At 68.9% G+C, this 12,182-nt stretch carries 13 protein-coding genes; 8 read left to right on the forward strand and 5 right to left on the reverse strand.

Annotated features, from left to right (window positions below; genetic code table 11):
* Positions 1–85 precede the first annotated feature (85 nt).
* Together FJM51_RS05450 and FJM51_RS05455 are read left to right on the forward strand one after the other, a co-directional pair.
* Positions 86–2,179 carry a YjbH domain-containing protein gene (locus FJM51_RS05450; protein WP_181164455.1) on the forward strand — a complete coding sequence of 698 codons (2,094 nt, stop codon included), beginning with the start codon at positions 86–88 and terminating at the stop codon, positions 2,177–2,179.
* Positions 2,176–2,859: a YjbF family lipoprotein gene (locus tag FJM51_RS05455; RefSeq protein ID WP_140453107.1), complete on the forward strand. Its 684-nt coding sequence runs from the start codon at positions 2,176–2,178 to the stop codon at positions 2,857–2,859. The genes FJM51_RS05450 and FJM51_RS05455 overlap by 4 nt, the downstream gene beginning before the upstream one ends.
* A gap of 235 nt (positions 2,860–3,094) precedes the next feature.
* Here the strand turns inward: FJM51_RS05455 and FJM51_RS05460 are convergent, their stop codons facing one another.
* The gene (locus FJM51_RS05460) at positions 3,095–3,298 is read right to left on the reverse strand and encodes a hypothetical protein (protein WP_140453108.1); all 204 of its coding nucleotides are present in this window, start codon (positions 3,296–3,298) and stop codon (positions 3,095–3,097) included.
* A 147-nt stretch (positions 3,299–3,445) separates the two neighbouring features.
* Positions 3,446–4,066 (reverse strand): L,D-transpeptidase, encoded by a 621-nt coding sequence (locus FJM51_RS05465; protein ID WP_140453109.1) that lies wholly within the window; start codon positions 4,064–4,066, stop codon positions 3,446–3,448.
* 214 nt (positions 4,067–4,280) lie between these two features.
* Between FJM51_RS05465 and FJM51_RS05470 the strand changes: the two genes are divergently transcribed.
* Complete coding sequence (locus FJM51_RS05470; RefSeq protein WP_140453110.1) at positions 4,281–4,766, forward strand: CAP domain-containing protein; 486 nt, start codon at positions 4,281–4,283, stop codon at positions 4,764–4,766.
* A gap of 30 nt (positions 4,767–4,796) precedes the next feature.
* Here FJM51_RS05470 and FJM51_RS05475 read toward each other — a convergent pair whose 3' ends face one another.
* Together FJM51_RS05475 and FJM51_RS05480 are read right to left on the reverse strand one after the other, a co-directional pair.
* A complete protein-coding gene (locus FJM51_RS05475) occupies positions 4,797–5,804 on the reverse strand; it encodes an asparaginase (RefSeq protein WP_140453111.1) in 1,008 nt (335 codons plus the stop codon).
* Positions 5,797–6,387, reverse strand: coding sequence for a sigma-70 family RNA polymerase sigma factor (locus FJM51_RS05480; RefSeq protein ID WP_140453112.1), 591 nt, complete (start codon positions 6,385–6,387; stop codon positions 5,797–5,799). Before FJM51_RS05480 ends, FJM51_RS05475 begins: the two co-directional genes overlap by 8 nt.
* A 171-nt stretch (positions 6,388–6,558) precedes the next feature.
* Between FJM51_RS05480 and FJM51_RS05485 the strand changes: the two genes are divergently transcribed.
* From FJM51_RS05485 to FJM51_RS05505, 5 genes are all read left to right on the forward strand, one after another.
* The gene (locus FJM51_RS05485; protein WP_233712987.1) at positions 6,559–7,155 is read left to right on the forward strand and encodes an invasion associated locus B family protein; all 597 of its coding nucleotides are present in this window, start codon (positions 6,559–6,561) and stop codon (positions 7,153–7,155) included.
* 102 nt (positions 7,156–7,257) lie between these two features.
* On the forward strand, positions 7,258–8,436 hold the full coding sequence (rlmN, locus tag FJM51_RS05490) for a dual-specificity RNA methyltransferase RlmN (protein WP_140453113.1): 1,179 nt from the start codon (positions 7,258–7,260) through the stop codon (positions 8,434–8,436).
* Positions 8,437–8,630: 194 nt separating this feature from the next.
* Entirely contained in the window at positions 8,631–9,215 is a 585-nt protein-coding gene (locus FJM51_RS05495; protein WP_140453114.1) for a L,D-transpeptidase family protein, read from the forward strand.
* A gap of 252 nt (positions 9,216–9,467) precedes the next feature.
* Positions 9,468–10,886: a 3-isopropylmalate dehydratase large subunit gene (leuC, locus tag FJM51_RS05500; protein WP_140453115.1), complete on the forward strand. Its 1,419-nt coding sequence runs from the start codon at positions 9,468–9,470 to the stop codon at positions 10,884–10,886.
* Between the two features lie 157 nt (positions 10,887–11,043).
* Positions 11,044–11,727 (forward strand): TMEM175 family protein, encoded by a 684-nt coding sequence (locus FJM51_RS05505; RefSeq protein WP_140453116.1) that lies wholly within the window; start codon positions 11,044–11,046, stop codon positions 11,725–11,727.
* On the opposite strand, the gene FJM51_RS05510 is transcribed toward FJM51_RS05505, so the two are convergent.
* A complete protein-coding gene (locus tag FJM51_RS05510; protein WP_140453117.1) occupies positions 11,675–12,148 on the reverse strand; it encodes a PACE efflux transporter in 474 nt (157 codons plus the stop codon). The two genes, FJM51_RS05505 and FJM51_RS05510, sit on opposite strands and share 53 nt — an antisense overlap.
* Positions 12,149–12,182: the final 34 nt, after the last annotated feature.

Below are 12,182 nucleotides of genomic sequence, written 5' to 3' on the forward strand. Positions count from 1 at the left end.
GGTAGGTTGAATGTCGCACCGGCGACCGCGCGCGGTTTTGCTCCCGGCTGCTCTGGCCTCGGTTTCGGCCCTGGCGCTCGGCGTGATGGCCTTCGCGCAGGAAGCGCCGCGGCCGCGGCCGAGCGTGAACCTTTACGGCAACGCCGGCCTCATCGACATGCCCTCGGCCGAGATGATGCCGGACGGGCAGATGACGCTCTCCTGGAGCAAGTTCGACGGCATGAGCCGGCGGCAGTTCAACTTCCAGATCCTGCCCCGGCTCAGCGGTACGCTGCGCTATTCCACCATCGACAACTGGGGCCGTCCGGACGATCCCGATTACGATCTCTGGGACCGCAGCTTCGATTTCCGGTTGCAGATCCTCGAGGACAAGCCGGGCTGGCAACCGAGCCTGGCGCTCGGCTTCCGCGACTTCCTCGGGACCGGCGTCTATTCCGGCGAATATCTCGTCGCCTCCAAGCGCGTGGTGCCGAGCGTCACGGTCACGGGCGGCGTCGGCTGGGGCCGGTTCGCGGGGGTGAACGGGTTCAAGAACCCGTTCTGCGCGATCTCGAACGGCATGTGCGCGCGCGACGAGGATTACGGCGAGGGCGGCAAGCCCGCCTTCGGCCGGTTCTTCCGCGGCGAGGACGCCGCGCTCTTCGGCGGTGTCGAATGGCGCACGCCCTATGACGGGCTGACGCTGAAGGCGGAATATTCCTCCGACGCCTATACGCGCGAGCAGTCCGGGCCGAACGCGCATTTCGACCGCAAGTCGCCGTTCAACTTCGGCGCCGAATACAACATCACCGAGGGGATCACGGTCGGCGGCTACTACATGTACGGCGACGCGCTCGGCTTCAACATCGCGCTGAGCGGCAATCCGAACAAGCCGCTGACGCCGCAGGATCTCGGCGTCGGCCCGATCCCGACCACGGCGCGGCCGGACGACGCGCCGATGGGCGAGGGCTGGCAGAACGACCCGGCCAAGCGGACCCGCCTCTCCGACGCGCTCGCCAAGGCGATGGACGTCGAGGGCATCCGGCTCGAGCGGATCACCTTCAAGGGCTCCGTCGTCGACGTGGTGATCCAGAACCGGCGCTACAACCAGCAGCCGCGCGCCATCGGCCGCGCCACCCGCGTACTGCAGGTCGGCATGCCGGCGAATGTGAAAACCTTCAACGTCACCCTGATCGCCGATGGTCTGGAAACGACGACCGTCACGATCGATCGCGCCGAGTACGAGAGCCAGATCTCGCGCTGGGACGCCGGGCAGAGCAGCTGGGACACGGTCGGCCTCGCGGGCGCCTGGGACGATCCGGCCGGCTATCCGGTCTGGACGCGCCCGAACCTCTATCCTTCCGTCGACTGGACCGTGCTGCCGCAGCCCTATCTCGTGCTGCTCACGCCGGGCGAGCCGATCCGGGTGGGCCTGAACCTCGACGCCAACGTGACGCTGCGCCTCTCGCAGGGCGCCTCGTTCAACATCGGCGTCAGCCAGCCGCTCTTCGGCACCTATGACGATCCGGGCGATTCCGACAGCACCCTGCCGCATGTCCGCTCCAACACCTCGCGCTACTATTCCGGCAAGAACCCGCGGCTCACGAACCTGACCGGCGATTACGTCTTCAAGCTGAACGAGAACACCTATGGCCAGGTCTCGGCCGGCTATCTCGAGCGGCAGTTCGCGGGCATCTACTCCGAGGTGCTGTGGAAGCCGGTCGACCAGAGCTGGGGCCTCGGCGCGGACCTCGCCTATGTGAAGCAGCGCCAGTGGGACGCGCCGCTGGGGCTCACCGACTACGACGTGGTGACCGGCTTCGGCTCGGCCTACTGGGAGACCGGCTGGTACGGGATGCAGGTCGAACTCGACGCCGGCCGCTATCTCGCCGGCGACTGGGGCGGCACGCTGACGGTGACGCGCGAATTCCCCAACGGCTGGGCGGTCGGCGCCTATGCGACGCTGACCGACGTCACCGCCGAGGATTACGGCGAGGGCAGTTTCGACAAGGGCGTGATGATCACCATCCCGTTCCGCTGGACCGTGCCCTTCGAGACCGACGCGCGCAACTCGATCCAGCTCACCTCGATCTCGCGCGACGGCGGGGCGCAGCTCGACGTGGCCAACCACCTCTGGGATACGGTCAAGGAGTTCGACCGCCAGCACATGAAGTGGAACTGGGGCTCGTACTGGCAATGAGGCTGACCGTTCTCGCGACGCTGCTTCTGACCGCGCTCGCCGGCTGCACGGACGAGGGGCTGAACCCGATCGTCTCCAAGGCCATCGATGAGGTGAACCCGTTCCACGCCTCCGCGCCGAAGCCGGGGGCGCCGGTCACGCGCGCGCAGATCGACAGGGCCGACGTGGCGACGATCCGCGCCCGCCTCGTCTCGGACAAGTCGCCGACCTTTCTGGTCGCCGCGGCGAACAACGGCGGCTACATCACCTATGCCTCGGGCCTGCGCCAGCTCGTCGTGATGCGTAATTCGCAGGTCACCGGCACCCGCGGCCTCGGCCACGACCTGCTGTCGGCCAAGTCGACGACGCCCGATCCGCTGGCGACGCCGATGCCGGTCTCGCAATGGCCGGCGCTCGTCCAGCGTAGCTACGAATTTCCGGCCAACGCGCCCCGGGGGGAGATCGAGACCTTCGATTGCCGGTTCGAACGCGGCCCGGTCAAGGAGATGGTGATCCTCGACCAGCCGCACCGCGGGCAGGAGGTCAGCGAATACTGCGAAGGGCCGACCGGCTCGTTCGAACAGTTGCATTTCGCCGATCTCGCGACCGGCTTCGTCTGGCGGACGCTGAGCTGGCTCGGCCCCCGGCAGGGGCTGATCGATATCGAGATCGTGCTGCCCTACACCGGATCTCCCCGCTGAGATCCGGCCGCGCCGCCGGGCGCGCGTGTGCCGAAGGTATTTTTGCGAGAGCGAAGAAGCCGGAGAACCCGCTCGCAGCGGGCGCGCCTGGGCGCATTTCGTATATTCCCCGCGCGGACGCGCATTCCGCAAATCAGTAAGGGCAGCGCCGGAAAGCGCCGCCCTCTTTCGCTAGGTCTCGTCGCCGCCGGGTGTCGGGAGGCCGACTGCCCGGCGGCGTGTTATCGTGACCCGATCAGGAGTCGTCGTTGGAGATCGCGTAGGCGATCGCGGCGAGGCCGATCACCGGGATCAGCCAGGCAGCGTTGGAACCGCCCATCGGCGCCGGCTCGGCGACGACCACCGGCTCGGCCGGCGCTTCGTACACGAGGTTGCCGGCGAAGGCCGCCTGGCCGGCCAGCAGGAGAGCCGCCGCCGCGGTCGAAACGATAAGCTTCATTGTTGTCCTCCTCAGAGAGTGCGGGTCTGCGAAACCGATAGCTCGCCCGGACCTGCGAGCGGACAAGCTAATGCTTGAACGATAACCAGTTTTCCCTCGCGTTTTCAATCATCGAAACCGGCGCGGTTCACGAAAGGGGCGGTGTTGTCAAATGAGCAACACTGGCGTTCCGACCTGCGCGCGATCGTAAACCTCGACGATGTGCTCGTTGAAAAGGCCGATGCATCCGCTCGAAGACTGGCGCCCGATCTTGCGGATGTCGTTGGTTCCGTGGATCCGGTAGGCCGGCCAGCCAAGGTTCAGCGCGCGGATTCCGAGCGGGTTGTCGGGTCCGGGCTCGACGTAGCTGGGCAGGCCGGGATGGCGTTCCAGCATCGAGGCGGTGGGCCGCCAGTCCGGCGCGGGGCGCTTCAGCGTGACCGAGGTGCGGCCGCGGCGAGTCATCTCCTCCGTGAGCGGCACCGAGGTCGGATACACGCGGTAGAAGCCGTCCGCGCCCCAGTAGTGCAGCACGCGGTCATTCGTGTCGCAGAGAATCGCATCCCTGTTGAGGTCACTGAAATAATCTTCCCACCGGCGCATCTTCAGGCTCGAGATTCGGCGCAGCAGCATCGGCGTGTCCTGCGAATCGGGCACGAAGTCGTTCGCCAGCGCGTCCTCCTCCGTCGCGGCGAATCCGCGGCCGGCGATCGCGGTCGCGGCGCCGGCCATGGCCGCGCCGACGGCGAAGCGGGTGAAGGCCCGCCGGTTGATCTCCTTGTCACGCATTTCGACTTGCCTCCTTGGCACCCCTCGCCGCCGCTCGGACGTCGGCGGACGATGGTATTGGCATGAGCGAAAGCCCGCAACTCACAGTTCTGAAAGCGACTCCTCTGCAACACATCCGGGACCTCGGAGGCGCGGATCGCGATTGGATTTGAACGAAGGTGGCAAAGCCGGTAGCACCGTCGGAGCCGAACGCCCCAATCACGACGGACCCGCGATGATCCGCCTTTGCTTCGCCGCCCTTGCCATCCTCTTCGCCGTCGCGAGCTGCACTTCGAGCGGGACGGGGGGCGCGCCGCGCATCTCCGCCGCCGAGACGGACGACATCCTGACCCGGCAGCTCGACGCGGTGAACGCGGTGCGCCAGGGCGAGGGGCTGACGCCGCTGCGCTATTCGGCCGAGCTGAACGCGGCGGCTGAGACGCATGCGCGCGACATGTCGGTGCAGGGCCGCGCCTGGCATTTCGGCTCCGACCTGACCTCCCCGCGCGAGCGCGCCTTCCGCGCCGGCTACCAGGCCGAACTCGTCGGCGAGAACATCGCCGAGGGCACCGACAGCGATCTCGCGGTGCTGCGGAGCTGGCTCGATTTCAAGGATACCCGCGAGATCATCATGGATCCCGCGGGCCGCGGCTTCGGCTTCGGCTGGTACGAGGAGCCGGCGACCGGCAAGATCTGGTGGGTGCAGCTCGTCGGCAAGTGAGCCGGGGCGCGCGCGCCGGGCGGGCCGCGGTCAGAGCGCCGCGCCGTCTTCCCAGAGCCCGGGGGCCGGGGCGATCTCTCCCACGACCATGCCGCGGCGGTTCGCGATCGGCGGCGTCATCCGGCGCAGCACGCGCGGATCGCCCGCCTTCACCGCGCCGAGCCGGGTGAGCAGCGCCGCCACCGCGCATTCGCTGGCACGGGTCGTGCCGTCCTCGATCTTGAGCGCGAGGCCCAGTCCCTTTTCCGGCCAGATCGCGACGAAGACGCCCTCGGCCCCGGTCTTCACCGCGACCGATCCGCCGGCCGCGGCCATGAGTTCGGAACAGGCCCGGCCCTCGCCCGCGACCAGCAGCGGATGCGCGATCATCGCCGCGACCAGCCGCTCCGCCGCCGCCCCGCGGGCCTCGCCCAGCCCGGCCGGATCGGCCATCCGGGCCATCGCCCAGGCCAGGCCGCGCATCGTGGTGGCGAAATTGGGCGCGGCGCAGCCGTCGATCCCGAAACCCGGGCTGTCGGCGCCGGTCATCTCCTCGAAGGCGGCGCGCACCGCGCGCTGGACCGGGTGATCGGGCTCCACATATTCGCTGTCGCCGCCGAGATGGCGGTTCAGCGTCAGGAAGCCCGCGTGCTTGCCCGAGCAGTTGTTGTGGAGCTGGCAGGGCGCCTCCAGCGTCTCGCGCAGCCGGCCCCGCTCGATCCGGTCGTCGGGCACCTGGGCGCCGCAGCGCAGGTCCCGCTCGCCGAGGCCGATCTCGGAGAGCCAGTGCGCGACGCGCGTCACATGCATGTCCGCCCCCTGGTGCGAGGCGCAGGCGAGCGCGAGCTGTTCCGTGCCGAGCCCGGCGGCGGCGCCGCTTTCGACGAGGGGCAGCGCCTGGAGCATCTTGCAGGAGGAGCGGGGCAGGATCACCGCCTCGGGATCGCCCCAGGCGGCGCGGATCGCGCCGGAGGCGTCGCAGATCACCGCGTGCCCGCGATGGACGGATTCCGCGAATCGCCCCCGCCGGATCTCGACCATCGGTACCGCGTCAGCCATCGCTCAGTTCCTCCGCCAGCGTATCGCCCAATGCCCCGCGCAGGTGCCGGAAGGCAAGCCGGATCCTGGACTTGACCGTGCCGAGGGGCAGGCCGAGCTTGGCCGCGATCTCCGCGTGGCTCAACCCGTCGTAGAAGGCGGCGACCAGAACGGCGCGCTGATCCTCGGCCAGCCCCGCCAGCCCCTCGCGGATTCGGCGCTCGCGCTCGGCGGCGTTCATCCGCAGGTAGCCGTCGGGCTCCGGCTCCGGCTGGAACAGCGGATCGTCGGGATCCGGCGCCGGCCGCAGCGTCCGGCGCAGGATGTCGATCCGGCGGTTTCGCGCGATCGTGAAGATCCAGGTCGCGGCCGCGGCGCGCTCCGGATCGAAGGTCTCCGCCCGGCGCCAGACCTGCACCATCACGTCCTGCGCGATCTCGTCGGCATCCGCCTCGCTGGCCCCGCCGCGCATCATGAAGGCCTTCACCCGGGCGGCGAAGCGGTCGAACAGCGCGACGAAGGCGGTCCTGTCGCGCCGTGCGACGCGCGCGAGAAGCTCGGCGTCGCCGGCCTCCGGCAGGCCATCGGGCTCAACGGCGGACATGGGGCTCGGTCTCGTCTCGGAGGCGCGGGGTTGAGGCTGTGCGGAAGGCGCGTCCGCCAGGCGGGATGGAAGACACGCAAATGGGGTGGATCAAATCCCGCTTGTCGCGATAGAGTACGGCAAGGACGCTGACAAAAACAAGCCGGACCTTGGCCCTGGGGCGCGAAGCTCATGGCGGTGGTAACGGTACCGGCGATCGAGCAGGAGACCTGGGACATGATGTCGAATTATCGCACCACGATTGGCCTTTCGCTCGTGCTGCTCGGCCTGACCGGCGGGGCCGCCCTGCCCGCCGGGGCGCAGGCGGCGGCCGAGCGGGTGGCCTCGCATACGGACTGGAGCGTGTTCGTCGCCGGCAGCCCGAAGGAATGCTACGTCGTCTCGCCGCCGAAGAGCTCGAAGGCGCTGCGCGACGGCAAGCCGGTCGAGGTGGACCGGGGCGACATCCGCCTCTTCGTCACCTACCGCCCGGCCGAGAACGTCTCCGGCGAGGTGAGCTTCTCCGGTGGTTATCCGTTCCGCGACGGGACGCCGGTGAAGCTGCAGGTCGGCTCGCAGAACTTCACGCTCAATCCGGGCTCGAAGGACGCGGACAGCTGGGCCTGGCCCGCCTCCCCGGACGTCGACAAGCAGATCGTCGCGGCCTTCCGCGCGGGATCCTCGGCGACGGTGACCGGTGTCTCGAGCCGGGGGACCACGACGATCGACACGATCTCGCTTTCGGGCTTCACCGCCGCCGTCGAGGACGCGGCCAAGCGCTGCCAGTGACGCGCGGTCCCGGCCCGCGCGGCCGGGGGGTGGAAAAATCGCGAAAATCTGCTATCTCGCCGGCATTGGCGGGCTGATCCGCCCGTTGCCGAAAGCCCCGAGATGTCCGCCGTTCCGCTTAAAGCCGTTCCGATCACGCCCGAGGTCGTCGCCCTGCCGCGCAGGGCGGCCGAGGAGGGCCTGCCCGATCTCGTCGGGCTCGACCGCGAGGCGATGCGGCTGGCGCTGATCGAGGCGGGGACGCCCGAGAAGATGGCGCGGATGCGGACCGGGCAGGTCTGGCAGTGGATCTATCACCGCGGCGTCCGCGACTTCGAGGCGATGACCAATCTCGCCAAGGACTACCGCGCCCTGCTCGCGCGCAATTTCCGGGTCTCGCGGCCCGAGATCGTCACGCGGCAGATCTCGGCGGACGGCACGCGGAAGTACCTGCTCCGCGTCGCGGGCGGGTCCGAGATCGAGGCGGTCTACATCCCCGAGACCGACCGCGGCACGCTCTGCGTCTCGAGCCAGGTCGGCTGCACGCTCACCTGCTCCTTCTGCCACACCGGCACGCAGCGGCTGGTGCGCAACCTGACCGCGGCGGAGATCGTCGGCCAGATCCTCGTCGCGCGCGACGATCTCGAGGAATGGGGCAAGGGGCCGCTCGACAGGCGTCTGATCTCGAACATCGTGCTGATGGGCATGGGCGAGCCGCTCTACAATTTCGAGAACGTCCGCGACGCGATGCGGATCGCGATGGACAACGAGGGGCTGTCGCTGTCGCGCCGCCGGATCACGCTCTCGACCTCGGGCGTGGTGCCGGAGATCGCGCGCGTGGGCGAGGAGATCAACTGCCTGCTCGCGATCTCCTTCCATGCGACGACGGACGAGGTGCGCGACAAGCTGGTGCCGATCAACAGGAAGTGGAACATCGCCGAGCTGCTCGACGCCTGCCGCGCCTATCCGCGGCTCTCGAACGCCGAGCGGATCACCTTCGAATACGTGATGCTGAAGGGGGTGAACGATTCGGACGCGGATGCGCGGCGGCTCGTGAAGCTCATCTCGGGCATCCCGGCGAAGATCAACCTGATCCCGTTCAACCCCTGGCCCGGCTCCCCCTACGAGCGTTCCGACCCCGACCGGATCGAGGCCTTCGCGCGGATCGTGAACCGGGCGGGCTATGCCTCGCCCGTCCGCACGCCCCGGGGCGAGGACATCATGGCCGCCTGCGGCCAGCTCAAGAGCGCGAGCGAACGCGCGCGCCGCGCCCGGGGCGGCGAGGCCGCGGCCCCGGCCTGATCCGGCGCAAGTCGGTCCGGATCTCCCCGACTTCATTCCCATGGCTTCCGGCATCCCGGATCCGGATCGATTTCGCGCGCCCGCGGTCCGAGGCCCCTTCACGAATCCCCCTGATTAGGGTTCTATCAACCTTATCAAGCAGTAATTAAGCGATCCGTAAGGATCCGGGCACAACGACAAGAACGAGCAGGCACATGGACGAGTGGACAGGAAAGGGGCCGGCCACGCCGGTCGACGACGTATTGGAACGCGCCACGGCCGATCGGTTGTGGACGCGGCGCAACGCGCTCGCCGTGACGGCGGGCTTTCTCGGCGTCGCGCTGGCCGCGCCGGCCCGCGCCTCGGCCTATACGCAGCGGCTTCAGCCCCGGGCGACGCAGATCGTCGTCTCGAAGAAGAACCGGGCGATGGCGCTGATGAGCGGGAAAGAGACGCTCCGGACCTATCGCATCAATCTCGGATTCGCCCCGGTCGGGCCGAAGCAGCGGTCCGGCGACGGCCGCACGCCCGAGGGGGTCTATTACATCGACCGCCGCAATCCGCTGAGCGATTTCCATCTCAGCCTCGGCATCAGCTATCCGAACGCGACCGACGTGGCGCGCTGCCTCGCGCTCGGCGTCGAGCCGGGCGGGGACATCATGATCCACGGCGGCCCGACCCGCCGCGCCGACCGCTACAAGAAGGACTGGACGGCGGGCTGCATCGCCGTGACCGACGGGGAGATGGAGGAGATCTGGTCGATGGTGCCGACCGGCATCCCGATCGTGATCCTCGCCTGAGCCTCGGGAGACGCCGGGAACTCTCCGGATCCCGCCGCCGGACTCCACCCCGGGGCGGGATCTTGCCCGGCGGACGAATCGGGCGTATCTGCACCCGCATGACGCGGCTTTTCGACATGGACGACCACAGGCGGCTGCCCTGGCGATTCTACGCCGGAGGGATCCGACTTACGCGCGGGGCCTGACGCTTCGGGCCCCGGCCCCCTGTCCGCGACTCGCCTGTCCTAGCCAATGCCACAGCGGGAGACATCCATGTCCGCCAATCCCTCCGCCCCCAGGACGCTCTACGACAAGATCTGGGACGCCCATCTCGTCGACGAGGCGCCCGACGGCACCAGCCTGCTCTACATCGACCGCCATCTCGTCCACGAGGTGACGAGCCCCCAGGCCTTCGAGGGGCTGCGCATGGCCGGCCGCAAGGTCCGCGCGCCGGAAAAGACCACCGCCGTTCCCGACCACAACGTTCCGACCGACATCGACCGAGCCAAGGGGATCGAGAACCCCGAGAGCCGGATCCAGGTCGAGACGCTGAGGAAGAACGCCGCCGATTTCGGCGTCGAGATCTATGACGTGGCCGACGTCCGCCAGGGGATCGTCCACATCATCGGCCCGGAGCAGGGGCTGACCCAGCCCGGCATGACCATCGTCTGCGGCGACAGCCATACCGCGACGCATGGCGCCTTCGGCGCGCTCGCGCACGGGATCGGCACGTCGGAGGTCGAGCACGTGCTTGCCACCCAGACGCTGATCCAGAAGAAGTCCAAGAACATGAAGGTCGAGGTCCGGGGCACGCTCCCGCTCGGCGTCACCGCGAAGGACATCACGCTCTCGATCATCGGCGAGACCGGCACCGCGGGCGGCAACGGCCATGTGATCGAATACATGGGCGAGGCGATCCGCGCGCTCTCGATGGAAGGCCGGATGACGGTCTGCAACATGGCGATCGAGGGCGGCGCCCGCGCGGGCCTGATCGCGCCCGACGACGTGACCTTCGCCTATGTGAAGGGCCGCCCCCACGCGCCGAAGGGCGGGCAGTGGGAGATGGCGGAGGCCTACTGGCGCACGCTCTTCACCGACGAGGGCGCGCATTTCGACAAGGAGCTGATCCTCGACGCCGCGAAGATCGCCCCGGTCGTGACCTGGGGCACGAGCCCCGAGGACGTGCTGCCGATCACCGCCACCGTGCCGAATCCGGAGGATTTCCAGGGCGGCAAGGTCGAGGCGGCGCGGCGCAGCCTCGACTACATGGGGCTGACGCCGGGGCAGAAGCTCTCGGACATCGCGATCGACACGGTCTTCATCGGCTCCTGCACCAACGGGCGGATCGAGGATCTGCGCGAGGTCGCGAAGATCATGGAAGGCCGCCGGGTCAAGGACGGCGTGCGCGCGATGATCGTGCCGGGCTCGGGCCTCGTGCGCGCCCAGGCCGAGGAGGAGGGGATCGCGGCGAAGCTGATCGAGGCGGGTTTCGACTGGCGCATGGCCGGCTGCTCGATGTGCCTCGGCATGAACCCCGACCAGCTCGCGCCCGGCGAGCGCTGCGCTTCGACCTCGAACCGCAACTTCGAGGGGCGGCAGGGTTACAAGGGCCGCACGCATCTGCTCTCGCCCGCGATGGCGGCGGCGGCGGCGATCACCGGCCGGCTCACGGATGTGCGCGAACTGATGTAAGGCGTTCCGGGGTGCGCGACCGTCGCGCGCCCCGGCCACGCATCCCGGCGCCGCGACCGCTTCTCACGAGCGGTTGCGCGGCGCCGGGAATCGCTTCACGGAACGGACGCATGCGCCTACCAACGTGTCCGGCGGGAACGAGCGCGGAGGCAGGCGCATGACCGAGGATCCCGGGCGGCCGACGCCCGGCGGGGGCTTTCGCCGCGACGGCGGTGGTCTCGAATTCGACCGGGTCGCGAATTTCTCCGACGCGGTCTATGCGATCGCGATGACGCTGCTGGTCTTCGACCTGCGCGTGCCGTCGCACCTGCCGAAGGACGCCAGCACGGCGGAGCTGCTGCGGGGGCTCACCGGGATCGAGAGCGGGGCCTTCGGCTTCTTTCTCGGCTTCACGCTGCTCGGGCGCTACTGGGTGGCGCATCACCGCTTCTTCCGCGCGCTCGGATCGATCGACGGGCGGCTGGTCTCGCTCAACCTCGTCTATCTGGCGATGGTGGCCTTCATGCCCTTCCCCGTCAGCCTGCTCAGCCATTTCGAGGCCAACCGGTTCAGCTTCGGGCTCTTCGCCCTCTCCATGGCGTCGATCAGCCTGCTCGAGGCGGTGATGTTCGGCTACGCGGCGCGGCGGGGGCATATCCGCGTCGCGGTTTCGCGCGCGGCGCTTCGGCACGAGATGGTGGGAGCCTGCGCGCCGGTCGCCGTCATGCTGCTCTCGCTGCCGCTCGCGTTCTGGAACACGACGGCCGCGCTCGCCTCCTGGCTCCTGATGTGGCCGATCGGCGTCTGGCTCAGCCGGCGCGAGCCAGCGGACTACCGCCTGCTTCGCACGCCTCCGTCCTGATCTCCCGCGCCGAGAGCGGAAGGCCGAAGACCCGGTCGAAGCCGAGGTTGAAGAGGAAGGTGTAGAACAGGAAGAAGACGATCATGCCGAGGTCGAGCACGAAGGCCTCGACGAGCGAGATGCCGAGCATGAGGGCGAAGAGCGGCACCAGCGCCAGCGTCAGCCCGAACTCGAACCCGACCGCGTGCCCGACCCGGAGCGCGAGGCTCCGTCCCTTCGTCGTCCGGCGCCGCTCCCAGGCCTCGAAACCGGCGTTGTAGGCGAGATTCCACAGCACCGCGATCACCGAGGCGGTGACGGCCATCGAGCCCGCCTCCGTGACGTGGATCCCGAACAGCACCGCGAGCCCGCTCGAGCTCAGCGCGATGGCGAGCGCCTCGTAGAGGGTGAGATAGACGACGCGCCTGCGAATTCCCTGCATGGTCCCTTGCTCCTTTTCCGGCGCTGGGACTAAC

Origin of the sequence: Amaricoccus solimangrovi, assembly GCF_006385685.1 — a bacterium.
GTDB classification, from domain to species: domain Bacteria; phylum Pseudomonadota; class Alphaproteobacteria; order Rhodobacterales; family Rhodobacteraceae; genus Amaricoccus; species Amaricoccus solimangrovi.